The sequence below is a fragment of the Bradyrhizobium sp. WYCCWR 13022 genome, from assembly GCF_030435535.1.
Lineage (GTDB): Bacteria > Pseudomonadota > Alphaproteobacteria > Rhizobiales > Xanthobacteraceae > Bradyrhizobium.
The window spans coordinates 30,989-54,838 of sequence record NZ_JAUIZJ010000005.1; the positions used below are offsets into that span (position 1 = coordinate 30,989).

20 protein-coding genes are annotated in these 23,850 nt (G+C 64.9%); 13 read left to right on the forward strand and 7 right to left on the reverse strand.

Annotation, left to right across the window (positions count from 1 at the left end; translation table 11 throughout):
* The first annotated feature begins 56 nt into the window (after positions 1 to 56).
* The gene (ahcY, locus tag QY049_RS10895; RefSeq protein WP_301269320.1) at positions 57 to 1,478 is read left to right on the forward strand and encodes an adenosylhomocysteinase; all 1,422 of its coding nucleotides are present in this window, start codon (positions 57 to 59) and stop codon (positions 1,476 to 1,478) included.
* A 169-nt stretch (positions 1,479 to 1,647) separates the two neighbouring features.
* Positions 1,648 to 3,108, forward strand: a complete 1,461-nt coding sequence (locus QY049_RS10900) for an NAD(P)/FAD-dependent oxidoreductase (protein ID WP_301269321.1) — start codon at positions 1,648 to 1,650, stop codon at positions 3,106 to 3,108.
* A 16-nt stretch (positions 3,109 to 3,124) separates the two neighbouring features.
* Here the strand turns inward: QY049_RS10900 and QY049_RS10905 are convergent, their stop codons facing one another.
* Together QY049_RS10905 and QY049_RS10910 are read right to left on the reverse strand one after the other, a co-directional pair.
* Entirely contained in the window at positions 3,125 to 4,354 is a 1,230-nt protein-coding gene (locus tag QY049_RS10905; RefSeq protein WP_258766166.1) for an MFS transporter, read from the reverse strand.
* A gap of 60 nt (positions 4,355 to 4,414) precedes the next feature.
* On the reverse strand, positions 4,415 to 5,125 hold the full coding sequence (locus QY049_RS10910) for an SDR family NAD(P)-dependent oxidoreductase (protein WP_258766167.1): 711 nt from the start codon (positions 5,123 to 5,125) through the stop codon (positions 4,415 to 4,417).
* Positions 5,126 to 5,326: 201 nt separating this feature from the next.
* On the opposite strand from QY049_RS10910, the gene QY049_RS10915 reads away from it, so the two are divergent.
* From QY049_RS10915 to QY049_RS10930, 4 genes are all read left to right on the forward strand, one after another.
* Positions 5,327 to 6,250, forward strand: a complete 924-nt coding sequence (locus tag QY049_RS10915) for a LysR family transcriptional regulator (protein ID WP_258766168.1) — start codon at positions 5,327 to 5,329, stop codon at positions 6,248 to 6,250.
* Between the two features lie 152 nt (positions 6,251 to 6,402).
* Positions 6,403 to 6,558 (forward strand): hypothetical protein, encoded by a 156-nt coding sequence (locus tag QY049_RS10920; RefSeq protein WP_014493894.1) that lies wholly within the window; start codon positions 6,403 to 6,405, stop codon positions 6,556 to 6,558.
* A gap of 141 nt (positions 6,559 to 6,699) precedes the next feature.
* A complete protein-coding gene (locus QY049_RS10925; protein ID WP_301269322.1) occupies positions 6,700 to 7,629 on the forward strand; it encodes an aspartyl/asparaginyl beta-hydroxylase domain-containing protein in 930 nt (309 codons plus the stop codon).
* A gap of 34 nt (positions 7,630 to 7,663) precedes the next feature.
* The gene (locus QY049_RS10930; protein ID WP_301269323.1) at positions 7,664 to 8,122 is read left to right on the forward strand and encodes a nuclear transport factor 2 family protein; all 459 of its coding nucleotides are present in this window, start codon (positions 7,664 to 7,666) and stop codon (positions 8,120 to 8,122) included.
* Between the two features lie 67 nt (positions 8,123 to 8,189).
* On the opposite strand, the gene QY049_RS10935 is transcribed toward QY049_RS10930, so the two are convergent.
* From QY049_RS10935 to galE, 3 genes are all read right to left on the reverse strand, one after another.
* Positions 8,190 to 8,891, reverse strand: coding sequence for a fumarylacetoacetate hydrolase family protein (locus tag QY049_RS10935; RefSeq protein WP_028159809.1), 702 nt, complete (start codon positions 8,889 to 8,891; stop codon positions 8,190 to 8,192).
* A 36-nt stretch (positions 8,892 to 8,927) separates the two neighbouring features.
* The gene (locus QY049_RS10940; protein WP_258766171.1) at positions 8,928 to 10,730 is read right to left on the reverse strand and encodes an ABC transporter ATP-binding protein; all 1,803 of its coding nucleotides are present in this window, start codon (positions 10,728 to 10,730) and stop codon (positions 8,928 to 8,930) included.
* Positions 10,731 to 10,847: 117 nt separating this feature from the next.
* Positions 10,848 to 11,861, reverse strand: a complete 1,014-nt coding sequence (gene galE / locus QY049_RS10945; RefSeq protein WP_258766172.1) for a UDP-glucose 4-epimerase GalE — start codon at positions 11,859 to 11,861, stop codon at positions 10,848 to 10,850.
* A 126-nt stretch (positions 11,862 to 11,987) separates the two neighbouring features.
* Between galE and QY049_RS10950 the strand changes: the two genes are divergently transcribed.
* Positions 11,988 to 13,025 (forward strand): glycosyltransferase family 4 protein, encoded by a 1,038-nt coding sequence (locus tag QY049_RS10950; RefSeq protein WP_301269324.1) that lies wholly within the window; start codon positions 11,988 to 11,990, stop codon positions 13,023 to 13,025.
* Between the two features lie 649 nt (positions 13,026 to 13,674).
* On the opposite strand, the gene waaF is transcribed toward QY049_RS10950, so the two are convergent.
* Positions 13,675 to 14,760, reverse strand: coding sequence for a lipopolysaccharide heptosyltransferase II (gene waaF / locus QY049_RS10955; RefSeq protein ID WP_258766174.1), 1,086 nt, complete (start codon positions 14,758 to 14,760; stop codon positions 13,675 to 13,677).
* A 173-nt stretch (positions 14,761 to 14,933) separates the two neighbouring features.
* Here waaF and rfaD point away from each other — a divergent pair, with 173 nt between their 5' ends.
* From rfaD to QY049_RS10985, 6 genes are all read left to right on the forward strand, one after another.
* Positions 14,934 to 15,914 (forward strand): ADP-glyceromanno-heptose 6-epimerase, encoded by a 981-nt coding sequence (gene rfaD, locus QY049_RS10960; RefSeq protein WP_258766175.1) that lies wholly within the window; start codon positions 14,934 to 14,936, stop codon positions 15,912 to 15,914.
* A 12-nt stretch (positions 15,915 to 15,926) separates the two neighbouring features.
* Complete coding sequence (rfaE1, locus tag QY049_RS10965; protein ID WP_258766176.1) at positions 15,927 to 17,411, forward strand: D-glycero-beta-D-manno-heptose-7-phosphate kinase; 1,485 nt, start codon at positions 15,927 to 15,929, stop codon at positions 17,409 to 17,411.
* On the forward strand, positions 17,408 to 18,706 hold the full coding sequence (locus QY049_RS10970) for an O-antigen ligase (RefSeq protein ID WP_301269325.1): 1,299 nt from the start codon (positions 17,408 to 17,410) through the stop codon (positions 18,704 to 18,706). Before rfaE1 ends, QY049_RS10970 begins: the two co-directional genes overlap by 4 nt.
* An 80-nt stretch (positions 18,707 to 18,786) precedes the next feature.
* Complete coding sequence (locus QY049_RS10975) at positions 18,787 to 20,700, forward strand: SDR family NAD(P)-dependent oxidoreductase (protein WP_258766178.1); 1,914 nt, start codon at positions 18,787 to 18,789, stop codon at positions 20,698 to 20,700.
* Between the two features lie 2 nt (positions 20,701 to 20,702).
* On the forward strand, positions 20,703 to 21,923 hold the full coding sequence (locus QY049_RS10980) for a glycosyltransferase family 4 protein (protein ID WP_258766179.1): 1,221 nt from the start codon (positions 20,703 to 20,705) through the stop codon (positions 21,921 to 21,923).
* The gene (locus QY049_RS10985) at positions 21,920 to 22,867 is read left to right on the forward strand and encodes an NAD-dependent epimerase/dehydratase family protein (RefSeq protein WP_258766180.1); all 948 of its coding nucleotides are present in this window, start codon (positions 21,920 to 21,922) and stop codon (positions 22,865 to 22,867) included. Before QY049_RS10980 ends, QY049_RS10985 begins: the two co-directional genes overlap by 4 nt.
* Here the strand turns inward: QY049_RS10985 and QY049_RS10990 are convergent.
* Positions 22,855 to 23,808 carry a glycosyltransferase family 4 protein gene (locus QY049_RS10990; RefSeq protein ID WP_258766928.1) on the reverse strand — a complete coding sequence of 318 codons (954 nt, stop codon included), beginning with the start codon at positions 23,806 to 23,808 and terminating at the stop codon, positions 22,855 to 22,857. The two genes, QY049_RS10985 and QY049_RS10990, sit on opposite strands and share 13 nt — an antisense overlap.
* Positions 23,809 to 23,850 lie beyond the last annotated feature (42 nt).

Genomic DNA, 23,850 nt, shown 5'->3' on the forward strand with positions numbered 1-23,850 from the left:
GGTTCGCTCGTTCCACGAGCGCCCCGGAATGACAGTCAAACAAACAGGACCTCTCCATGAACGCGAAGCCCGGCTTCACCGATTACATCGTCAAGGACATTTCGCTAGCCGATTTCGGCCGCAAGGAGCTCTCGCTCGCCGAGACCGAGATGCCCGGCCTGATGGCCACCCGCGAAGAGTACGGCCCGAAGCAGCCGCTGAAGGGCGCGCGCATCGCCGGCTCCCTGCACATGACGATCCAGACCGGCGTGCTGATCGAGACGCTGGCAGCCCTCGGCGCCGACATTCGCTGGGTCTCCTGCAACATCTATTCGACGCAGGACCATGCTGCGGCCGCGATCGCAGCCACCGGCATTCCCGTCTTCGCAGTCAAGGGCGAGACGCTGAAAGACTACTGGGACTACACCGCAAAACTGTTCGACTGGCACGGTGGCGGTCACCCGAACATGATCCTCGACGACGGCGGTGACGCCACCATGTACGTCCATCTCGGTCTGCGCGCCGAGAACGGCGACGCCGCCTTCCTCGACAAGCCCGGCTCCGAAGAAGAGGAGGTCTTCTTCGCGCTGCTGAAGAAGCAGCTCAAGGAAAAGCCGAAGGGCTACTTCGCCGGGATCGCCAAGAGCATCAAGGGCGTTTCCGAAGAAACCACCACGGGCGTGCATCGTCTCTACGACATGCAGAAGGCCGGCACGCTGCTGTGGCCGGCGATCAACGTCAACGACAGCGTCACCAAATCGAAGTTCGACAACCTCTATGGCTGCCGTGAATCGCTGGTCGACGGCATCCGCCGCGGCACCGACGTGATGATGTCGGGCAAGGTCGCGATGGTCGCGGGCTTCGGCGACGTCGGCAAGGGCTCGGCGGCCTCGCTGCGCCAGGCCGGCTGCCGCGTGATGGTGTCGGAAGTCGATCCGATCTGCGCGCTGCAGGCTGCGATGGAAGGCTACGAGGTCGTGACCATGGAAGACGCCGCGCCCCGCGCCGACATCTTCGTCACCGCCACCGGCAACAAGGACATCATCACCATCGAGCACATGCGCGCGATGAAGGATCGCGCCATCGTCTGCAACATCGGTCACTTCGACAACGAGATCCAGATCGCGGGTCTGCGCAATCTGAAGTGGACCAACATCAAGCCGCAGGTCGACGAGATCGAGTTCCCCGACAAGCATCGCATCATCATGCTGTCGGAAGGCCGGCTCGTGAACCTCGGCAACGCGATGGGCCACCCGTCCTTCGTGATGTCGGCGTCCTTCACCAACCAGACGCTGGCGCAGATCGAGCTGTTCGCCAACAACAAGGACGGCAAGTACAAGAAGGAAGTGTACGTGCTGCCGAAGACGCTCGACGAGAAGGTCGCGCGCCTCCACCTCGCCAAGATCGGCGTCAAGCTCACCGAGCTGCGCAAGGATCAGGCCGACTACATCGGCGTGAAGCAGGAAGGTCCGTACAAGTCGGACCACTACCGCTACTGAGTTTGATCCATCAAACTGCGCGAAGGCCCCGGAGTAATCCGGGGCCTTTTGCTTTGTCCGTGCGGCGAAAGGCGGCCGCGTCGGCGCAAAAAATCGGTTCCCAGTTCGGTTGTTGCGGATTGACGGCCCGGGCCTGCGGTCGGACTATCCCGCGCGGCGGAGGAAAACCATGCAACAAGAACATTTCGATGTGCTGATCGTCGGTGCCGGCTTGTCCGGAATCGGCGCGGGCTATCACCTTCAGAGCAAGTGCCCCGGCAAGAGCTACGTCATCCTGGAGGGGCGCGACTGCATCGGCGGCACCTGGGACCTGTTTCGCTATCCGGGCATCCGCTCCGACAGCGACATGTTCACGCTCGGCTATTCCTTCAAGCCGTGGACCGATCCAAAGGCGATCGCGGACGGGTCGCAGATCCTGAATTACGTGCGCGAGACCGCAGCCGAGAACGGCATCGACAAGCGCATCCGCTTCCGTCATCGCGTCAAGCGTGCGGCGTGGTCGACGCCGGAGGCGCGCTGGACCGTCGAGGTCGAGCGCACGGCGGGCGAGGGCGCAACCGACCTCGTGCGCTTCACCTGCAATTTCCTGTTCATGTGCTCGGGCTACTACAAATACGAGGCGGGATATACGCCGGAGTTTGCGGGCGTTGCCGATTTCGCCGGCCGCATCGTGCATCCGCAGAAATGGACCGAGGACATCGACGGCACCGGCAAGCGCGTCGTCGTGATCGGCTCGGGCGCGACCGCGGTGACGTTGGTGCCCGAGCTCGCCAAGACGGCGGCGCAGGTCACCATGCTGCAGCGCTCGCCAACCTACGTGGTGTCGCGCCCTGCGCAGGATCCCGTCGCCAACAAATTGCGCCGCAACCTGCCGGCACGACTGGCTTATCATCTGATCCGCTGGCGCAATGTGATGTGGGGGATGTTCTTCTTCCACCTTAGCCGGCGGCGGCCGGACAAGGTGAAGAACCTGATCCTCGGTGGCGTACGCATGGCGCTCGGCCCGGACTACGACATCGCCACCCATTTCACCCCGCGCTACAACCCCTGGGACCAGCGGCTCTGTCTCGTGCCCGACGGCGACCTTTTCAGGGCGATCCGCGACAAGCGCGCCACCGTGGTCACCAACGAGATCGACACCTTTACCCGCGACGGCATCCGCCTGAAGGATGGCAGCGAGCTCGCCGCCGACATCATCGTCACGGCAACCGGGCTGGTGCTCCAGGTCGTCGGCGGCCTCGAGGTCAGCGTCGACGGCCGCATCGTCGATTTCGCCAACACACTCACCTATAAGGGCATGATGTATGCCGACGTGCCGAACATGGCCTCGGCTTTCGGCTACACCAACGCGTCCTGGACGCTGAAATGCGATCTCACCTGCGAGTATGTCTGCCGGCTCATCAACTACATGGACCGGCACAATTTCCGGCAAGCCATGCCGCACAATGACGATCCCACGATCACGGCGCAGCCGTCACTCGATTTCACATCTGGCTATGTGCAGCGCTCGGTCGCAAAAATGCCGAAGCAGGGCTCGAAGCAGCCGTGGCGGCTGTACCAGAACTACGCCCTCGACATCGTCTCGTTGCGCTTTGGCCGGATCGACGACGGCGTGATGCAATATTCCTGATCACAACCGCCGGCGGTTACGCCTTCCGCATGGTGAGCGCGAGGCCGAGGTCGATCGCGAGCGCCAGCACCACGGCGGCGCCGCCGAGGCCGAACAGAACCAGATAATCGCCGCCGGTGTTCGCGTAGATCCAGGAGAAGCCGTAGGCCGCGGCAGCCTGGAACAGCGCAAAGCTGGTGGTGGCGTGGCTCCACGTCGCGCGCTGCTGCTCGGTGGGGTGCGGGACAAGTTCGTGGATGCGTCCAAGCACTAGCGGCACGATGCCGGGCGTAAGGCCACCGACAACCACGCTTGACACGATCAACGACACCGGGGCGGTACTCACTGTGGGAAGCAGCACGGCGGCCGCCTCGATCAGAAAGGCCGCTCGCAACGCTGGTCCGAATCCCGAGCGGTCGCCGAGATGGCCGGTGACGAGCGGTCCGACGATCGCGCCGAGGCCATAGAGCACCCAGTAGCGCGATCCCGCCGCAATGCCCTGGCCGAGGCCGCGTGCGATGAAGTCGACAATGAAGACCATATGCGGCACCAGCGCGACTGCGTTGAGCCCATACTGGATCAGCAGCGCACGGGCGGCGGCCGAAGTCTGACGCTGCTTCGCATGATGCGAAGCTGCTGCGTCAGTCCTGGTGTCCGCCGGCCAGTTCCACCAGTTCGTGAGCGTCAACACGGCCGAGAGCGAGCCGAGCCCATACCAGCTCTGCTGCAAGCCTTGTTGCAGCAGTAGCGGCACCAGCGTGCCCGATGCTGCAACGCCGAGGCCAACGCCGGCAAAGATCACGCCGCCGACGATGCCGCGCCGGGCAGGCGAAGTGTGAGGCAGAATGACGGAAGCCGCCAGCACCATGATGATTCCACCGGTCAGCCCGGAGAGGAAGCGCCAGCCGAAGAACCAGATGAAGGATACCGGCGCAGAGCTGGCAAAGAAGGAGAGGGTGGCAAGCAGCATCATTGCCCGCAACGACCGGACTGCACCGATCCGCGCTGCGACAGCTCGCGCTGCGAGTGCGCCGGCGAGATAGCCTGCGAGATTTGCCGCGCCGAGATAGACGACGTCGGAGGCGCTGAACCACTTTGCCGCGATCAGCGCCGGGATCAGCGGTGTGTAGGAGAAGCGCGCGAGGCCAAGTCCGACCAGCGAGGCGGAAAGTCCCGCCACGGCATAGCGCCAAGTTGATTGTGAATCTGATCCCGGCTGCTGATGCAGCCGGGCCTCCAAGTATTGCTTCGTATTTGCGTTGGTCATCTCGTCCTCCTGCGCGCAACGGCGCGCGGATCATCCTCTCTGGCTAATGCGGCTCCGCGATCAGTGGCCGGCGCTCTGGCCACCATCGACATGCAGGATCTCGCCAGTGACGAAGGACGCACCCTCCAGATAGAGCACGGCATCGACGATGTCGGACATCTCGCCCATGTGGCCGACCGGGTGCATCGCGCCGAGCTGGGCGTGCGTCGACGCCGGATGCATCGGCGACTTGATGATCCCTGGCGCAACCGCGTTTACGCGGATGCCGCGCTTGGCATATTCGATTGCGAGCGACTTGGTCGCGGCGTTCAGTCCACCCTTGCTCAGCGAGGCCAGCACCGAGGGCACGTTCGAATTGGCCTGATCGACCAGCGTGGTGGTGATCTGGACGATGTGGCCAGACCCCTGCTTCTCCATCTCGGCGATAGCGAGCTGGGTGATGTTGAAGAAGCCCGCGACGTTGGTGCCCATCACGGCCGCGTAGTCCTCGGCGGTGTATTGCGTGAACGGTTTTGCGACGAAGATGCCGGCATTGTTGACCAGCGTGTCGACGCGCCCGAAGCGTGCGACCGCCTGTGCAACCACGCGCTCGGCCGTTTTCCGGTCGGCGATGTCGCCAGCAATGGCGAGAACGTCGTCATCGCTCGACGGCTTGATCGACCTTGCTGTCGCGACGACGCGATAATTGCGATCGCGAAAACCCTGGACCAGAGCGGCGCCGATGCCCTGCGATGCACCGGTGATGATGGCAACCTTCTGTTCGATACCCATGACGGGCTCCTGTTGTTGATTCGTGCCTGCGCTGGCTGGCGTGGAGTCGAGGTACGCCCTGGCAGCCCGGCTGCGAATACGCGCCGTCCGGCAGACACTCTTTCGCGGCGCGTATGAATGCCGGACGGGCGCCTGGCGGCAGTTGTCGCGGTTGGCGCAAGCGCTTAGTTTGCCGGTGGATTTTCAGGGTGGCGAGCAGGCATGGATCGTCTGGATGCGATGAAGGTGTTCGTCCTTGCGGTGGACGAGGGCAGCCTCGCGGCGGCGGGCCGAAAGCTCGGCCGGTCACCGGCGGCGGTCAGTCGCGCAATCGCCTTTCTCGAAGAGCGGGTCGGCGCCGAGTTGCTGCATCGGACCACCCGATCGATCAAGCTGAGCGAGGAGGGCGAACGCTACGTCGCGGTCTGCCGCCGCGTGCTGACCGAGCTGGAAGAGGCCGACGACATCGCGGCCGGGCCGCGAACCGCGCCACGCGGCCTGCTCACGATCACGGCTCCTGTGGTCTCGGGCGAGATGGTGCTGCGGCCGATCCTCGATGCGTTCCTCGACGCCTATCCGACGGTGTCGGCAAGGCTCCTGCTGTTCGACCGCGCGGTCAATCTGATCGAGGAGGGCGTCGATATCGCGCTGCGCATCGGGCCGCTTGCGGATTCGGCGATGGTTGCGATGCGGGTCGGAGAGATCAGCCGCGTCGTGGTGGCCGCGCCGCGCTATCTGAAGCAGCATCCGCACATCACCGAGCCCGGCGATCTCGCAAAACACCAGATCGTGGCGATGGCCCACCTTTCGAATTCGTGGACCTTTGCGCCGCAAGCGGGCTCATCGGTGCCGCGAACAGTCCAGTTCACGCCGCGCTTCACGGTCAACAGCACCTATGCGGCGGTGGCCTCCGCGGTTTCAGGGCGCGGCGTCGCGCGGATGTATTCGTACCAGGTCGCCGAGCAGGTCGCGCGCGGCGAGCTCGAAATCGTGCTGGCGAGCGACGAGGATCCGGAGATGCCGGCACATCTGATCGCCCCGCAGGGTCGGCTCTCGGTGCCCAAGGTGCGGGCCTTCACCGATTTCGCCGTGCCCCGGCTGAAGAAGCACTTTGCGCAGCTCAAGAAGAGCCTCAAGGCGCACTAGACATTTCGGTCGCAGCGCGACTGCCAATGCGTGGTTTTGCGCATGCGGCCGCCGGGCTGAATCGGCGATGGTTTAGAACGGTTAACGCGGGATTAACGGATGAGTCCTAGCCTGTTCCGGCCGGGGTTACTCGCAAGGCCGAGGTGAGCCCAATGGAAGCCCAGAAGATCGCGGTCGACGCCGTCGTCGCGCTGACCGATTGCGACCGCGACGCCGTCATCGCCTTTATCCGCCGGCTCTATCTTGCTGGCGTCACCGACCCCAAGCGGCTGACCTTCAAGGGTCTTCAGGCGCTGTCCCGGGCGTAATTCGGTTCGTTTCGGTCCGTTTTCGCCCCGGTTCCATCCCCAAACTCCCCCGAGCGTGGCCGCAACCCCCGGTGAATATCTTGCCGGTGAGGGCGCCGCGGGTTACACGACACCTCGGCTGGGTCACTTGGGATTGGGGAAATGCTGAAACAGCTTTTTGCGCCGCAACTCGTCATTTTGTATGTGCTTGCGGCATCAACCATTTACGTTCACTTCCGCGGCAAGCAGCGGCTGCGCTTCGCGCGCCAGCTTGGCGATCACTCGACCTATCTCGCGCCCTACAATGTGCTGATGTATGCCGGGTCGGCGGTGCCGAACAAGCCGGTGATCTCGGTCGAGCAGTTCCCGGAATTGAAGCCACTCAGCGAGAACTGGGAGACCATTCGCGACGAGGCCGTGCGCCTGTTCGACGAAGGTTTTATCCGCGCGGCAGCGAAGAATAACGATTGGGGCTTCTACTCGTTCTTCAAGAGCGGCTGGAAGCGCTTTTACCTGAAATGGTACGACGACTTCCTGCCCTCGGCGAACACGCTGTGCCCGAAGACGGTGGAGCTGCTCAAGTCGATCCCGAGCGTGCACGGCGCGATGTTCGCGATGCTGCCTCCCGGTGGCAAGCTCGGCGCGCACCGCGATCCCTTTGCCGGCTCGCTGCGCTACCACCTCGGCCTCGTCACGCCGAACTCGAACAAGTGCCGCATCCTGGTCGACGGCGTCGAATGCGTCTGGCGTGACGGCGAGGCCTTCATGTTCGACGAAACCTTCATCCACAGCGCCGAGAACCAGACCGACGTCAATCGCATCATCCTGTTCTGCGACGTCGAGCGCCCGATGAAGTTCGGCTTAATGACCGCGATCAACCGCTGGGTCAGCCATCACATCGTCAAGGCGTCCGCGACCCAGAACGTCGAGGGCGAGAATGTCGGCGTGCTCAACAAGGTGTTCGGCAAGCTCTACGAGATCCATCTCGGCAGCCGCAAGGTCAAGGAGTGGAATCGCAACGTCTATTACACGCTGAAGTACTCGCTGACGGCGCTGATCCTCGGCCTCATCGTGTTTTCGGCGTTGAAGTAGTTGCCGTGCGGTTGCGACGTATCTGGAGCAGGCGATGACTTCGTTGCCGACCGCCGACACCAAGACGGGTGAATTCTTCCACCGGTGGCTTGAAACCTTCTCAGGCTATGTTCGCGAGGTTGACTACGCTTCGGCAAGGCCGCTCTTTCATCCGAATGTCCTTGCTTTCGGCACGCATAACGACGTCATCCCTGGGCTCGACCAATGGGTCACCACGCAATGGGACAATGTCTGGCCGAAGACGAGCGACTTCCGCTTCGTCCTCGACCAAACTGCGGTCCTGGCGTCCCCGGACGGCGCGATGGCGACCGTGATCGCGCCGTGGACGAGCACGGGCTATCATCCCGACGGCAGCGTGTTTCCGCGTCCGGGCCGTGCGACCATGATATTTTCAAGGAATGGCGATGGCTGGCTGTGCGTGCATTCGCACATGTCGCTCAATCGCGGTGTTCCGCAGGCAAGCCATGCCAGTCGGCCGGTGAAAGCGTGGTAGATGAGACTTGAACAGAAAAGGCCCCGGACACGTCCGGGGCCTTTTCGATTTGGAAATGCCGTTGAGCCTATTCCGGCTGGCCGATGCTCACCTTTAGCGTGCCGACGCCGTCGACGCCGCATTCGAGCTTGTCGCCGGGCTGGAGCTGCGACACGCCGGCCGGCGTGCCCGTCATGATGATGTCGCCGGCAGCAAGCTTTACCTGCTGTGAAAGCTGCCAGATCGTCTCCGGCACGTTCCAGATCATCTGCTCGAGGTCGCCCGTCTGGGCTTCCTTGCCGTTGACCGTGAGCCAGATCCTGCCCTTGGTGGGATGGCCGATCTTCGAGGCCGGCTGCACCGCGGAGGCGGGCGCGGAGCCGTCGAACGACTTGCCGATCTCCCACGGGCGCTCCTTCTTGCGCGAGGCGATCTGGAGGTCGCGGCGGGTCAGGTCGATGCCGACGGCATAGCCATAGACGTGGTCGAGTGCCTTCTCGGCGGGGATGTTCAGGCCGCCGCTCTTCAGCGCGACGATCAACTCGACCTCGTGATGCAGATCCTTGGTCAGCGGCGGATAGGGGATAGTGGCGCCATCCGGCACCAGCATGTCGGCGTGCTTGGCGAAGAAGAACGGCGGGGCGCGCTCGTCATTGCCCATCTCGCGGATGTGCTCGAGATAGTTGCGGCCGACGCACCAGATGCGGCGCACCGGAAAACGGCCGGTCTCGCCGACGACGGGAAGCGAAGCCTGGGGCGGAAGCGGGATGACGTAGGAGGCGGCGTTCATGAAGCGGTCTCGCTGCTCTTGGGTTGAGAAGGAACTCTATGCGGTTGCGCTGACCGGCGCCAGAGCGCCGGCGTCGTGATGTTGCAGGCGGAAGAACGAGGCGTAGCGGCCGGAGCGGCGCAGGAGCTCGTCATGCCGGCCCTGCTCGACGATCTCACCGCCTTCGACCACGAGGATGCTGTCTGCGTGCATGATGGTGTGCAGCCGGTGCGCGATCACGATGGTGGTACGGTTCCGGCACAGATGCTCGATCGCCTCCTGCACCTGCCGCTCGGACTCGGAATCGAGCGCGGCAGTGGCTTCGTCCAGCAGGATGATCGGCGCGTCCTTGATCAGCGCGCGCGCCACCGCGATGCGCTGGCGCTGACCGCCGGAGAGCTGCGTGCCGTGCTCGCCGACCGGGGTGTCGTAGCCGAGCGGGAACCCCATGATGAAATCATGCGCGCAGGCGGCCTTCGCGGCCTCGATGATCTCGTTCTCGCTCGCGCCAGGCTTGCCGAAGGCGATGTTGTTGCGGATGGTGTCCCGGAACAGATAGACGTCCTGGCCGACATAAGCGGTCTGCGACCGCAGCGATTTGCGCGAGACAGCGCCGATCGACTGGCCGTCGATCACGATGTCACCCTGCGTCACCTCGTAGAAGCGCAGCAGCAGCGCCAGCACGGTCGACTTGCCGCCGCCGGACGGCCCGACCAGCGCGGTGACCTTGCCGGGCTCGGCGACGAAGCTCATGCGGTTGAGCACGGTCTCGCCCGAGCGATAGGAGAAGCTGACGTCGCGCAACTCGATCCGCGCGTCGGACAGCTTCAGCGCAGGCTTGTCGTCGTCGGAATGCTCGCTCGCGGGGCTATCGACCACCTCCAGCAGCATGCGCGCGCCGACGAGCTGGCTGTTGAGATCGATATTGAGTCGCGCCAGCCGCTTCGCCGGCTCGGTCGCCATCAGGAACGCGGTCATGAAGGAGAAGAACGCGCCGGGCGTGGCGTTGAGCGCGACCACGCTGTAGCCGCCGTATAGCAGGCAGCCGGCGACCGCGAAGCCGCCGAGCATTTCCATCAGCGGGTTGGAGCGGTTGGCGACGCGGGCCATCTTGTTGGCGTTGCGCTCGACGATCGCGATGTTCCCGTCGATGCGGCCCTGCATGGTGTCTTCGAGCGTGAACGCCTTGACGGTGCGGATGCCTTGCAGCGATTCCTGCATCGTCTCGAGAATGTCGGCGGTGCCGGTGAACTGGTTATAGGCGAGGCCCTTGATGCGCTTGACCAGCTTGCGCAGCACCAGCATCGCCGGCGGCACCGCGACGAGGCCGATCAGCGACATCAGCGGATCCTGCCACACCATCACGCCGATCATCGCCACCAGCATCAACAGGTCGCGCCCGATCGCGTTGACAAGCATGTTGAGGACGTCGGTGATCGATTTCGCGCCGGCCGTCAGGCGCGCCAGGAATTCCGAGGAGTGCCGCTCGGAGAAGAAGCCGACGCTCTCGCGCATCAGTTTGGCGAACAGCCGGCGCTGGTTGGTGGCGAGGATGGCGTTGCTGATCTTGGTCAGGATCACCATGTGGCCGTAGGTCGCCACGCCCTTGATGAAGAGCAGAATCACCGTGATGCCGGAGAACATCGCGATACCGGGGATGTTCTTGTCGACATAGGCCTGGTTGATGACCTGGCCGAGCACATAGGTCGCGCCGGCGGTCGCACCTGCGGCGAGTGCCATCAGCGAAAAGGCCACAAGGTAGCGCCGCCAATAGACGACGCCCTGTTCCATGACCAGGCGGCGAACGAGGGCTATCGCCGCATAGGGATCGTCGGTGATCTTCTTTGGAAACTGAGCCATCCGGTGTCCATTGACGGCGCAGGAAAAGCCTGCCCGCGCGTCAGGGATCGAATGGCCTCTGTGCCCGCTAAAGCCGCGGTTTTCAAGCCCAATTAAGGGCTTGCACAGGGGCGGGTTTTAGGCCGAGACGGCGTGGCGCAGTTCGCCATGGCGCTCGCGGAACAGCTTGTCCTCCCAGGCCAGCGCATGCGCCGCGATGGTCTCGAGGTCCTCGTATTGCGGCCTCCAGTCGAGCAGGCCGCGGATGCGGCTGGTGTCGGCGACCATGGTCATGATGTCGCCGGGCCGGCGCGGGGCGTATTGCACCGCGAAGCTGCGGCCCGAGACCCGGCGCACCGCGTCGATGGTTTCCAGCACCGAATAGCCGCGGCCATAGCCGCAGTTCAGCGTCGTCGAGGCGCCGCCGTTGCGCAGGTAAGCGAGGGCGGAGCGATGGGCCTGCGACAGGTCCGTGACGTGGATGAAGTCGCGGATGCAGCTGCCGTCCTGAGTCGGATAGTCGGTGCCGAACACGTCGATCTTGGCGCGCTGGCCGGTCGCGGCTTCCACCGCGATCTTGAGCAGATGCGTCGCGCCGACGGTGGCAAGCCCGATGCGCGCCTGCGGATCGGCGCCGGCGACGTTGAAGTAGCGCAAGGTCACGTACTGCATGCCGTAGGCGGCGGCGACGTCGTGCAGCATGATCTCGGTCATCAGCTTCGACGAGCCGTACGGCGACAGCGGCCGCGTCGGCCCGTGCTCGGGCACCGGCACCTGATCCGGATTGCCGTAGACGGCGGCGGTCGATGAGAAGATGAAACGGTTGATACCGCGCTTGACCGCGACGTTGAGCAAATTGCGAGCGGTCGTGAAATTGTTGCGGTAGTAGCCGAGCGGATCGCGCATCGAATCCGGCACGACCACCGATCCCGCGAAATGAACGATGCTTTCGATGTCGTGCTGGGCGATCACGCCCTCGAGCAGGTTCTCGTCGCCGGCATCGCCGATGAACAGCGGCACGCCCTCAGGCAGATAGGCGGAGAACCCGGTGGAGAGATCGTCGATCACGACGACGTCCTCGCCGGCTTCCGCCAGCGCCAGAACCGTGTGACTTCCGATATAGCCGGCGCCGCCGGTGACTAGCACAGTCATGATCTCACCCGTCTTCGACCAACGCGCCAAGCTAACGTTTGCGTGGTGAAGAGGGGGTATCGGCAGCGCTGAACTGGTCACTATACTTAATGTTGCGTATAGGGGACGCACCAAACGGAGCATGACGTGGCGAATTCCCCCGGCGATCTCGATGTGATCGTGCCAAATCTGCACAGGCGCTATTCCGGGGTCACCGCGACCAACCGGATGGTGGCGCCGCGGCTGGCCAAGCTCTATCGCGCCGCATGGTTCGGCACCGACGCGCCGGAGGGGATCGCGCGCCTCCGCGTCGCAGATGTCCTGAAACTATGGCGCCGCAAGACACCGCTGATCTGGCACGCGCGGCGCAACAACGAGATGATCGCAGGGGTGCTGCTGCGCGCGCTCGGCTGGCCGCTCAAGCTGGTGTTCACCTCGGCAGCGCAGCGGCATCACAGCTGGATCACGCGCTGGCTGATCCGGCAGATGGACGCGATCATCGCGACCTCCGATGTCTCGGCCTCGTTCCTGAAGGTGAAGGCGACGGTGATCCCGCACGGAGTCGACACCGACGTCTACGCGCCACCGCATAATCGCGCCGCGGCCTTCGCGGAAGCCGCACTGCCGGGCCGTTACGCGATCGGCTGCTTCGGCCGCGTGCGCGCACAGAAGGGCACCGACATGTTCGTCGATGCGATGTGCCGCTTGCTGCCGCGCTATCCAGACTTCACCGCGGTCATCGTTGGTCAGGTCACGGCCGAGCAGACCCCCTTCGCGAACGAGCTGAAGAAACGCATCGAAGCAGTCAATCTGCAATCGCGCATCGTCATCACCGGCGAGCTGCCGATCGAACAGGTGCAGCGCTGGTATCAGCGGTTGACGATCTACGCCTTCACTCCGCGCAACGAAGGTTTCGGCCTGACGCTGATCGAGGCGATGGCAGCTGGCAGTGCGCTCGTCGCCGCACGTGCCGGTGCTGCCGAGCTCGTGGTCGAGGATGGCGTGAGCGGCGTGCTGATCCCGACGGGTGACGCTGACGCGCTCGCCGAGGCGGTCGAGCCGCTGATGCGGGACGTCGCTGCCGCGACCGCGATGGGCGAGCGGGGACGTGAGCGCGTGCTCGCAAGGTTCAGCCTCGACGCCGAGGCTGCGCAAATCGGCGAGGTCTATCGGCCGCTGCTCTGAAGCGCCGCTCGCAACGAAACCGCGAAAACAACCCCATGCACAGTAGACGAGAGTCGTTGAATCGACGAGTTGGCTGCTAGTCGAGTGCGTCTTGCGGATTTTGCGAAATTTTGGTTGACTTGTCGGGCAAAACAGCGCTAGGCTTTCATCATTGCAAACATCGTCAGTTGCCCATCCGCAGCGCTTTCCAGTGGTCGGCCCGGGGCCGAGAGGGGCCTGCACATGATGATGGACAAGCCACTCTGCACGACCATGGGAGATGCGCTGGAGATCGCCAATATCGTCGAAGAGACCGGCGTCAAGTTACCCGGATCGCCTACGGTCAACGGGTGTCGGCTGGGCTCTGGGGATCGGACTCATCGGCGCCATCGTTGGGCCAACCTTGGGAGGCCTGCTGATCGGTCTCGGTTGGCCAACTCGCGATCTGTTCATCGCGACCGCCGGACCCGCCGTGATCGCATCCCCTCAGTGCCCTACTACTTTCGTGGATGCTCAAGCGGTCGTCGGAGGCGGTTGACGCGAACGGACCATGGATTGCCGGCGCATAAGGGCCCGTGTGATGTGATGCCTGCGAGATTTACTCTGTGCTGCGTCAGCATGAATCTCGCCGGTCGGGCCTTGGCTGTGATCTGATACGTCCGCGCCCTAGTTAGCGCACCCGCCTCCCAACCTCACCCAGCACCCTTTCCGCAATCGCCACCACCTCGCTCGCCGCGATGTCCCGCATGCACCTGTGGTCGTTCATCCTGCAGATCGTGCTCTGGCACGGTTGGCACGCGAGAACACTCTTGTCCTGGACCACGGTCGCGGCGAGGCCGTTGAGGGGGGCCCAGAGATAGGGGCTGGTCGGGCCGAAGATGCCCATGGTGGGCGTGCCCAAAGCGGCCGCGATATGCATCAGGCCGGAATCGTTCGAGATCGCGACGCCCGCGGCGGCCATGGCGAGGACACCGTTGCGCAAATCGTTGCCGGTGAGATCCCGTACTCCTGGGCCGCCAGCGGTCCCCGGGCCGCCGGCTGCGACGATCTCCTGGGCGAGGCCCCTTTCGGCAGGGCCGCCGACGACCCAAACCTCGAGTCCACGTTCGACCAGCTGGCGGGCAGCCTCGGGATAATACGTCCAGCGTTTCGACACCCCGACCGAACCGGGAGCGAGCGCCACGGCGGCGCCGGCACCGAGGCCATTGGCCTGGCGCCAGCGGACGATCTCCTCGGGCTGAACCCGCAATTGCGGCACCGGCCATTCCGGCGGCAAGGGAGCACCGTCGGGCTGGGCGAGCGCAGCGTTCTTGTCGATGAAGCGGGGCAGCTTTTTCTCGCCCCAGCGCCAGCGGTTGAGCAGGCCGAACCGGAACTCGCCGACGAAACCGACCCTCTCGGGGATGCCGGCCAGCGCCGGCGCAATGGCGGCCTTCCAGGTCCGCGGCAACACCAGGGCCGTGCCGTAGTCCCGTTCGCGCAGCAGCTTCGCGAGGCCAAGCTGGCGGCCTACGGCGAGACGGCCGCGGGGCAGGTCCCAGACGATGCCTTCCCGTACGCCGGGCATGTAATCGACCAGGGGGGCGCAGAGGGATGTGGTCAGGAGATCGACCGGCCGATTCGGCCAACGCTCTTTCAGGACCCGGACAACGGTGTGATTCCGGACGAAATCGCCGATCCACATATAGGGGACGATCAGGATCGGGCGTGTATCGCTCCGATCCCCGCTCCCATCAAATTGTGAATCTTTGTTCATTCGTTAATAGGGCCGCAAACGCTCTGATCTGGCGGTTCGGTTAGCCGCTCCGGGTCGGCAGGTAAAGCCGACACAGGCACGAGTCCAATGGCGTCGGCCCAAAATGCTTACACTTTGACGGACGATGCGCTACGGCAGGTATCGGGCCGCAAAAATCGGGCAGGGTATTTGGAATGTTGCTGGTGACCGGCGGGGCCGGTTTTATCGGATCGAACGTCGTGGCTGCGCTGAACGAGGCCGGCCGCAGCGACGTCGTGGTCAGCGACCTGCTCGGCAGCGACGGCAAATGGCGCAATCTCGCCAAGCGGCAGCTTGTGGATATCGTGCCTCCGGTCGAGCTGCCCGACTGGCTGAAGGGCCGCAAACTGGATGCCGTGATCCATCTCGGGGCGATTTCCGAGACCACCGCGACCGACGGCGACCTCGTGATCGAGACCAATTTCCGCTTCTCGATGCGCCTGCTCGACTGGTGCACGGCGAACGCGGTGCCGCTGATCTACGCGTCCTCGGCTGCGACCTATGGCGACGGCGCGGAAGGCTTTGACGATGACGCCTCGCTGTCGGCGCTGAACAAGCTGCGGCCGATGAATCTCTACGGCTGGAGCAAGCAGCTGTTCGATCTCGCGGTCGCCGAGCGCGTCGCGCGCGGCGAGAGGCTGCCGCCGCAATGGGCCGGCCTGAAATTCTTCAACGTGTTCGGCCCGAACGAATACCACAAGGGCACGATGATGAGCGTGCTGGCGCGCCGCTTCGACGACGTGAAAGCCGGCCGGGTCGTGCAGCTGTTCAAGTCGCATCGCGACGGCATCGCCGACGGCGATCAGCGCCGCGATTTCATCTATGTCGACGACGTCGTGCGCGTGATCATGTGGCTCCTGGCGACGCCGCCCGTCTCCGGCCTGTTCAATGTCGGCACCGGCAAGGCGCGAAGCTTCCGCGAGCTGATGCTGGCGGCCTATGCCGCGCTCGATGCAAAGCCAAATATCGAATACATCGACATGCCCGAGCAGATCCGCGGCAGCTACCAGTATTTCACCGAGAGCAAGGTCGATCGTCTCCACCGTGCCGGCTATAACGGCGGCTTCACGACGCTCGAGGACGCGGTGAAGGCGTATGTCGGGGATTATCTCGACCGGCCCGATCGCTTCCGCTAAGGCCACAAGATCATGCCGACGCCCATTCTCGATTTCGATGCCCTCGCGCAAGCCATCTCCGGCCGCACGGTGCTCTGCATCGGCGACATCATGCTGGACGAGTTCGTCTACGGCGAGGTGTCGCGGATCTCGCCCGAAGCGCCGACCCCCGTCATCGCGGCCCAACGCAGCGAGATTCATATCGGCGGCGCCGGCAACGTGGCGCGCAATATCGCCTCCCTCGGCGCGCGCTGCGTCTTCGTCGGCCTCGTCGGCGAGGACGATGCGGGCGCGCGGCTCAAGGCGGCGCTGGCAAACCACGACGGCATCGAGAGCGCGCTGGTGTGCGACCCCACGCGCCCCACGACGCGAAAAGTCCGCTTCGTCTCCGAACATTTCTCCACGCATATGCTGCGCGCGGACTGGGAGCAGGCGGTCGCGGCCTCCGACGAGGTCGAAACGAAGCTGATCGAGGCGATCCTGCCGCAGATCGCGCGCGCCGATGTCGTGCTGCTGTCCGACTACGCCAAGGGCGTGCTGACGGCGCGCGTGATCCGCCACACCATCGATACCGCACGCAAGCTCGGCAAACGCGTGATCGTCGATCCCAAGAGCCTGAACTGGGCGATCTATCGCGGCGCCACGCTGCTGACGCCCAACCGCAAGGAATTCGCGGAAGCCACCCGCAGCCGCGCCGACACGGCGCAGAGCATCGTCGATGCCAGCGAGGACGTGATGCGGCTCGCCGATTGCGAGGCGATCCTGGTGACGCAGGGCGAGCACGGCATGACGCTGGTGCCGCGCCAGGGCGAAGCCGTTCATGTTCCGGCTTTCCCGGTGAAGGTGCGCGACGTCTCCGGCGCCGGCGACACCGTCGCTGCCGCGCTCGCGGTCTCGATTGCGGCGGGCGCGGATTGGGACACGGCGCTGCGGATGGCGAGTGCTGCGGCCGCCGTCGCCGTCGGCAAGCAGGGCACGGCCAGCGTGAGCGCCGCCGAGTTGCGCCGGAAGATCCTGCCGCATGCCACCCTCGCGGCCGAGGAGAAGGTCGTGAGCGTGCCTGACGCGCTCGATGCCCGGCTCGCCGAATGGAAGCGGGAAGGGCTGCGCGTCGGCTTCACCAACGGCTGCTTCGACATCCTGCATCCCGGCCACGTCAAGGTGCTGACCGCGGCGCGCGCCGCCTGCGACCGCCTGATCGTCGGCCTGAACAGCGACGCCTCGGTGCGGCGGCTGAAGGGCGCGGACCGTCCGGTCCAGGACGAGCGCGCGCGGGCTGAAGTGCTGGCCGCGCTCGAGGCGGTCGATCTCGTCGTCATCTTCGAGGAAGATACGCCGATCAACCTGATCACGCGGATCACGCCGAGCGTGCTGGTGAAAGGCGGCGACTACACCCGCGAGCAGGTCGTCGGCCACGAGGTGGTCGAGGCTGCGGGGGGAGTGGTCGTGTTGGTCGACATCCTCAAGGGCTTCAGCACGACAGCGCTGGTCCATCGTGCGCGCGGAGGCTCCAAGTGACGGACCAAGCGACGGTGCTCGCCCGGGAGACGACCGTCCAGATGCTGTGGCGGCGTTTCCGGAGCCCTGCGGCCTGGAGCGAGACCGTCGATCTATTCGCGATCCTGACCGCGGCCTCGTTGCCATGGTCGACGTCGCTCACGGCCATCTTCAATGCCGCGTTCCTGGTCTGCATGGTGCCGTTCCTCGACATCAGGGCATTCCAGCAATCGCTGACGCGTCCAATCTGCGCGGCACCGATCGCGCTGTTCGTGCTCGCGCTGGTAGGAACGCTGTGGTCGGACGCAGCCTGGGGCGCGCGCCTCTATGCGGTCGTCCCGACCGTCAAGCTGCTCGTGCTGCCGGTGCTGCTCTATCATTTCGAGCGCTCGCCGCGCGGACACTGGATATTCGTCGCATTCCTGGTGTCCTGCGCGCTGCTCTCGGTGATGTCATGGCTTGTCGCTTTTTATCCGAGCCTCTCCCTGAGGCCCTATGATCCCCTCGAGCGTGGCATCTTCGTCAAGAACTATATCGACCAGAGCCAGGAATTCACGCTGTGCGCGGTTGCGCTCGCCTATCCCGTGATGATGTTATTGCGCGAGAAGCGCTACTGGCTCGCGGTTCTGTTGATGGCGCTCGCGCTGAGCTTTCTGGTCAACATGACCTTCGTGGTGGTGTCGCGCACCGCGCTGGTCACAGTGCCGATCATGCTCGCTGTGTTCGCGCTGCTTCATTTGAGGTGGCGCAGCGTCGCCATGATTTCTGCAGCTATGATTGTCTTTGCCGTGCTTGCTTGGCAAGCCTCGCCGCAATTGCGTAAGACGGCCGACACGTTTTCGCGCGACTACCGTCTCTATATGCAGGAGAACGTGCCGACCTCGATGGGCGAGCGCCTCGAATATTGGCGGCATGCCGTGCAGTTTTTCGTTCAGGCTCCGCTCGTGGGGCACGGTACCGGCTCCACGCAAGGGCTGTTCGAGAGAGCTGCAAAGGAGCGTTCATGGGTTCCGGGCGTGAGGGTCTTTCCGAACCCGCATAACCAAACGCTGCATGTCGCCATCCAGTGGGGTGCCATCGGCATCGGGGTTCTCTACGCGATCTGGATCTTTCATTTTCAGCTATTTAGTGGCGAGGGGTTTGCCAGGTGGGTCGGCCTTCTGGTAGTCGTGCAAAACGTCTTCACATCGCTGTTCAACTCCCATCTGTTCGATTTCCACGAGGGCTGGATGTACGTTCTCGGCGTCGGCGTTGCCGGCGGCATGGTGATCCGGAGACGACAGGCCGAGGCGAAGGTTGGGCAAGCGGGTTCCTGAGCTGCGCGGCTGGCAAGTCCTGTCGAGATGGGCTATCAGCGCGGTAGGTTGCAACTATCGGGATATTCATTGGTCGGCGGATGACGCGTCTTTCGCATCTCACTTTGCGCAATTTCATGATCGCGCTCCACGACCTGTTGGCGACGACGGCGGCGCTGTTCGCGGCGTTCTATCTGCGTTTTGAGGGTGGCGACGGCTTCTACGACCGCCTGCCGCTGCTCTTCGAGATTCTGCCGTACTTTCTCGCCTTCAGCGTGGTCGTGTTCTTCGTCTTCAACCTGACCACAACGAAATGGCGCTTCATCTCGCTGCCGGACGCGATGAACATCATCCGCGTCGCGAGCGTGCTGACGGTTGCGCTGCTGGCGCTGGACTACATCTTCGTCGCCCCCAACGTTCGCGGCGCCTTCTTCCTCGGCAAGGTCACCATCGTCCTCTACTGGTTCCTCGAGATCTTCGCGCTCAGCGCCCTGCGCATGGCCTATCGCTACTTCCGCTATACGCGAGTGCGGCGCCATGCCCGCAGCGAAGACGCAGCCCCGACGCTGCTGATCGGCCGCGCCGCGGATGCCGAGGTGCTCTTGCGCGGCATCGAGAGCGGATCGATCAAGCGGATCTGGCCGGTCGGCCTGCTGTCGCCGTCGAGCTCCGATCGCGGCCAGTTGATCCGCAACTTGCCGGTGCTGGGCGGCATCGACGACATCGAGGACGTCGTCGCCGATTTCGCCAAGCGCGGCAAGGCGATCAGCCGCGTGGTGATGACGCCGTCCGCGTTCGAACCGGAGGCCCACCCGGAATCGATCCTGATGCGGGCGCGCAGGCTGGGTGTGATCGTCAACCGCATGCCCTCGCTGGAGAGCGGCGACACCCCGCGGCTCACGGCCGTCGCGGTCGAGGACCTGCTGCTGCGGCCCAGCGAAAAGATCGACTATGCGCGGCTGGAGGCCCTCATCAAGGGCAAGGCGGTGATCGTCACCGGCGGCGGCGGTTCGATCGGCTCGGAGATCTGCGAGCGTATCGTCGCCTTTGGCGCCGCGCGCCTGCTGATCGTGGAGAATTCAGAGCCGGCGCTCTACGCGATCACCGAGGCGCTCGCCGCGCAGGACACCGGGGCGGCGATCGAGGGCCGGATCGCCGACATCCGCGACCGCGAGCGCGTCATGCGCCTGATGGCCGAGTTCAGGCCTGACATCGTGTTCCACGCGGCAGCCCTCAAGCACGTGCCGATCCTCGAGCGCGACTGGAGCGAAGGCGTCAAGACCAACATCTTCGGCTCGATCAACGTCGCCGATGCGGCGCTGGCCGCCGGCGCCGAAGCCATGGTCATGATCTCGACCGACAAGGCGATCGAGCCGGTGTCGATGCTGGGCCTGACCAAGCGTTTCGCCGAGATGTACTGCCAGGCGCTCGACCACGATCTTGCGGCGGGTGGCACCGGCACCAAGCCGCCGATGCGGCTGATCTCGGTCCGGTTCGGCAATGTGCTGGCCTCGAACGGCTCGGTGGTGCCGAAATTCAAGGCCCAGATCGAAGCCGGCGGCCCGGTGACCGTCACGCATCCCGACATGGTCCGCTATTTCATGACCATTCGCGAGGCCTGCGATCTCGTGATCACGGCGGCGACGCATGCGCTCGGAACACAGCGTCCCGACGTTTCCGTATATGTGCTCAACATGGGCCAGCCGGTGAAGATCGTCGATCTCGCCGAGCGCATGATCCGCCTCTCGGGTCTTCAGCCCGGCTACGACATCGAGATCGTGTTCACGGGGATGCGACCGGGCGAGCGCCTGAACGAAATCCTGTTCGCCTCCGAAGAGCCGACCCGCGAGATCGGCGTTGCCGGCATCATGGCCGCGCAGCCGAACGAGCCGCCGATGCAGACCCTGCGCAAATGGATCGCGGCGCTCGACCAGGCGATCGCGCGTGACGATCGGGCCACCATCAGCACCATCCTGAAGGATGCGGTCCCCGAATTCGGGTCGACCGCGGCCTGACCATGCAGCCAGAAGGCAAGATCGTCGTCGCGAGCCAGCATTATCCGCCGGATCCGAGCACGACCGCGGCGATCATGGCCGAGATAGCCTGCCGCCTCGCCTCCGAGCACGAGGTCGTGGTGTTGTCGGGCTCGCCTGGTGCGCTGCCGGCCTCGCAGACCGGTGCGGATAAGCCGCACGTAGTCACCATCAGGAACCGGATGGGAGGAAAGGCGGCGCTGGTCCGCCGCGGTCTCTCCGAACTGCTGTTCGTGCTGCGCATCTTCGTCGCGCTGCTGCGGCGCCTGCGGCGTGGCGACGTCGTGCTGACCGTCACGGCACCGTTCATGCTGCCTTACGCGGTCGCTGCCGCGGCCCGGTTCAAGGGGGCACGCTCGGCGCTGATCATGCATGACCTTTTTCCCGACGTGCTGGTGATGGCGGGCCTGTTGAAGCCGCGCGCGTTGGTGACCGGCGTGATGCGCGCCGCCAACAGCCTGATGTTCCGCGCGCTCGATGCCGTGATCACCATCGGCCGCGATGCGGAAGCGCCGCTGCTCGGCTATGCCGGCATGACGCGAAACAAGATCCGCTTCATTCCGAACTGGGCCACACTCGTGCCTGCGACGCGGCCGGTGACGTCGGACAATCCGTTCCGGAAAGACCTTGCGGCGCGCTTCATCGTCGGGCTGTCAGGCAATCTCGGCTTCACCCACGATCCCGAGATCGTGTTCGAGGCGGCGCGCCTGCTCGAGAACGAGGCGGACATTCATTTCCTGCTCTCCGGCTGGGGCATCGGCTTCGAACGGCTGAAGCAGCTGCAGGCCGATGCCAACCTACCCAACGTCTCCTTCGTGGGGCGGGTCGAGGATGCCGAGCTCGAGGCGTTCCTGACCGCCGCCGACCTCTGGATCATCCCGTACCGGAAGGACGTCGCCGGGGTATCGGTGCCGAGCCGTTTCTATAATCTGCTGGCGGTCGGCCGCCCGGTCGTGCTGGTGTCGGAGCCCGAGGCCGAGGCGGCCCTGACGGTGGTGGAGAACGGGCTGGGCTGGGTGGTGACGCCGGGCCGCGCCGATCAGCTCGCCGCGGCGATCCGTGCGGCGTCCAAATCCTGTGACGGCGCTTTGGCCGAACGCGCGGTGAAGGCGGCATCGAAGTTCGATCGCAGCGTCGCGATGAACGCCTATGCCGCCCTGATCGAGGAATTGATGCGCAACCCGAGCCTGAGGGAGCAACGATGAGCGAGGACAAGCGGGTCGTGCTGGTCACGGGGGCGAGCGGCTTTGTCGGCCGTCATGTGGTGCGGGACCTGGTGCGCGCGGGATGGTTGGTCCGCCGCGCCTTTCGCAGCCCGGAAGGCCTCGACGACGAGGTCGTGATCGAGACGATCGGCCCCGACACCGATTGGACGGCCGCGCTCGAGGGCGTCGACGCCGTCGTTCATCTCGCCGCACGCGTGCATCACAAGCACGAGGAGCACGCGGTCCAGCTCTATCGCAACGTCAACATCGCCGGCACGCTGCACCTGGCGCGCTCGGCAGCGACCGCCGGCGTGCGCCAGTTCATCTTCGTCAGCACCGTTCTCGTGCATGGCCGCAGCAACGAGGGCCGTGCCCCGTTCTGCGAAGACGACATCCTGACGCCGCGCGGCCTCTACGGCATGTCCAAGGCGGCAGCCGAGGCGGGACTACGGACGCTGGCGCGCGACAGCGACATGAACATCTCGGTGATCAGGCCGCCGCTGGTCTATGGCGCGGGCGCCAAGGGCAATTTCGCGCTGCTCACGCGCGCGGTGAATTTGGGCGTGCCGCTGCCCTTTGCCGCGATCCGCAACCACCGCGCCTTCCTCGCCGTGCAGAACCTCTCGTCCTTCATCCTGCGCCAGCTGGCCCATCCCGATCCCGCAAGCAATTTCGAGATCTTCCTGGTGGCCGACAGGGAGCAGGTCTCGACGCCCGAATTCGTCGAGCGGCTGGCGAGAGCTTCCGGCAAGAGCCCGCGGCTGTTCGGCATGTCACCCGAGCTGCTGGGCTCGCTGTTCGGCCTGCTCGGCCGGCAGGACACGCATGACAGCCTGATCGGCTCGCTCGAGCTCAACGTCTCCAAGGCGATCGCGACGGGGTGGCAGCCGGAGGTGTCGCTCGACGAGGGTCTGCGGCTGGCGCTGGCGGCTCAGGACGCCTGAGGGCGGGAGAACCGCCGCAGCACGACGGCAACCGCGATCGCGCCCGCCAGGAGCGCGAGCGGCGTGACGGTCGCCGAGCCGGCGCGGACGGTGAGGATGGCAAGCGCCGCCAGCAGGAGGTTGAGCGCAAACACCTCGCCGATGACGCGCCGAACCGAAAAGCCGTTGTCGGTGGCGCGCTGGTAGAAGTGCGAGCGATGCGCCGACCAGAACTGCTCGCGGCGCGCGATGCGGCGGGATAGCGTGATGGTGGAATCGGCGAGGTAATAGGCCGGCAGCAGCAGCGCCGCGGCGGGCTCACCGCGCCAGGCAAGCGCGAGCAGGCACCAGCCGACCAGAAGGCCGATCGGCAGGCTGCCGACATCGCCCAAGAACACTTTCGCGACCGGCTTGTTGAACGGTGCAAAGCCGAGCATCGCGCCGCACAGGGCCGTTGCGATCAACACCGCCGGCCACGGCAGTTCGCCGAGCAGCCCGAGCAGCAGCAGTGCCGCGGTGACCGGCACCACCTCCGCCACCGTCATCAGGTCGAGCCCGTCCATGAAGTTGACGAGGTTCACGAACCAGATTCCGGCGAGCAGGATCAGGCCGCGCTCCAGCGCCAGCGGCAGATCAGGCACGATGCGCGCATCGTCGGATGTGGTGAACACGACGGCGCCGACGCAGGCGGCCTGCAGCACGAGCCGCACCAGCACCGGCAGCGAGACGATGTCGTCGGCAAACCCGACCAGTGCGATCACGACGGTTGCGACGACCAGCGCCGGCGGGATCGCAACGTTGGCCCAGGCCGCCCACGCCAATGCGACGACGAGCGTCGCCGAGATCACCGCGATGCCCGCGCCCTGCGGGGTGGGGATCCGGTGCGAGGAACGTGCGTTCGGCCGCGCCAGCGCGTAGCGCTGCAGCAGGGGGCGGCTGATCCAGGTGATGAGCGCCGACATCAGCGCGGCGATCGCTGCGGCAAGCAGCGAGGCCGCGATCGT

What these genes read in the sequence shown, in the direction of transcription:
- ahcY (WP_301269320.1), top strand. Translation starts at nt 57, where the DNA reads ATGAACGCGAAGCCCGGCTTCACCGATTACATCGTCAAGGACATTTCG.
- QY049_RS10900 (WP_301269321.1), top strand. Translation starts at nt 1,648, where the DNA reads ATGCAACAAGAACATTTCGATGTGCTGATCGTCGGTGCCGGCTTGTCC.
- QY049_RS10905 (WP_258766166.1), bottom strand. Translation starts at nt 4,354, where the DNA reads ATGACCAACGCAAATACGAAGCAATACTTGGAGGCCCGGCTGCATCAG.
- QY049_RS10910 (WP_258766167.1), bottom strand. Translation starts at nt 5,125, where the DNA reads ATGGGTATCGAACAGAAGGTTGCCATCATCACCGGTGCATCGCAGGGC.
- QY049_RS10915 (WP_258766168.1), top strand. Translation starts at nt 5,327, where the DNA reads ATGGATCGTCTGGATGCGATGAAGGTGTTCGTCCTTGCGGTGGACGAG.
- QY049_RS10920 (WP_014493894.1), top strand. Translation starts at nt 6,403, where the DNA reads ATGGAAGCCCAGAAGATCGCGGTCGACGCCGTCGTCGCGCTGACCGAT.
- QY049_RS10925 (WP_301269322.1), top strand. Translation starts at nt 6,700, where the DNA reads ATGCTGAAACAGCTTTTTGCGCCGCAACTCGTCATTTTGTATGTGCTT.
- QY049_RS10930 (WP_301269323.1), top strand. Translation starts at nt 7,664, where the DNA reads ATGACTTCGTTGCCGACCGCCGACACCAAGACGGGTGAATTCTTCCAC.
- QY049_RS10935 (WP_028159809.1), bottom strand. Translation starts at nt 8,891, where the DNA reads ATGAACGCCGCCTCCTACGTCATCCCGCTTCCGCCCCAGGCTTCGCTT.
- QY049_RS10940 (WP_258766171.1), bottom strand. Translation starts at nt 10,730, where the DNA reads ATGGCTCAGTTTCCAAAGAAGATCACCGACGATCCCTATGCGGCGATA.
- galE (WP_258766172.1), bottom strand. Translation starts at nt 11,861, where the DNA reads ATGACTGTGCTAGTCACCGGCGGCGCCGGCTATATCGGAAGTCACACG.
- waaF (WP_258766174.1), bottom strand. Translation starts at nt 14,760, where the DNA reads ATGAACAAAGATTCACAATTTGATGGGAGCGGGGATCGGAGCGATACA.
- rfaD (WP_258766175.1), top strand. Translation starts at nt 14,934, where the DNA reads ATGTTGCTGGTGACCGGCGGGGCCGGTTTTATCGGATCGAACGTCGTG.
- rfaE1 (WP_258766176.1), top strand. Translation starts at nt 15,927, where the DNA reads ATGCCGACGCCCATTCTCGATTTCGATGCCCTCGCGCAAGCCATCTCC.
- QY049_RS10975 (WP_258766178.1), top strand. Translation starts at nt 18,787, where the DNA reads ATGACGCGTCTTTCGCATCTCACTTTGCGCAATTTCATGATCGCGCTC.
- QY049_RS10980 (WP_258766179.1), top strand. Translation starts at nt 20,703, where the DNA reads ATGCAGCCAGAAGGCAAGATCGTCGTCGCGAGCCAGCATTATCCGCCG.
- QY049_RS10985 (WP_258766180.1), top strand. Translation starts at nt 21,920, where the DNA reads ATGAGCGAGGACAAGCGGGTCGTGCTGGTCACGGGGGCGAGCGGCTTT.
- QY049_RS10990 (WP_258766928.1), bottom strand. Translation starts at nt 23,808, where the DNA reads ATGTCGGCGCTCATCACCTGGATCAGCCGCCCCCTGCTGCAGCGCTAC.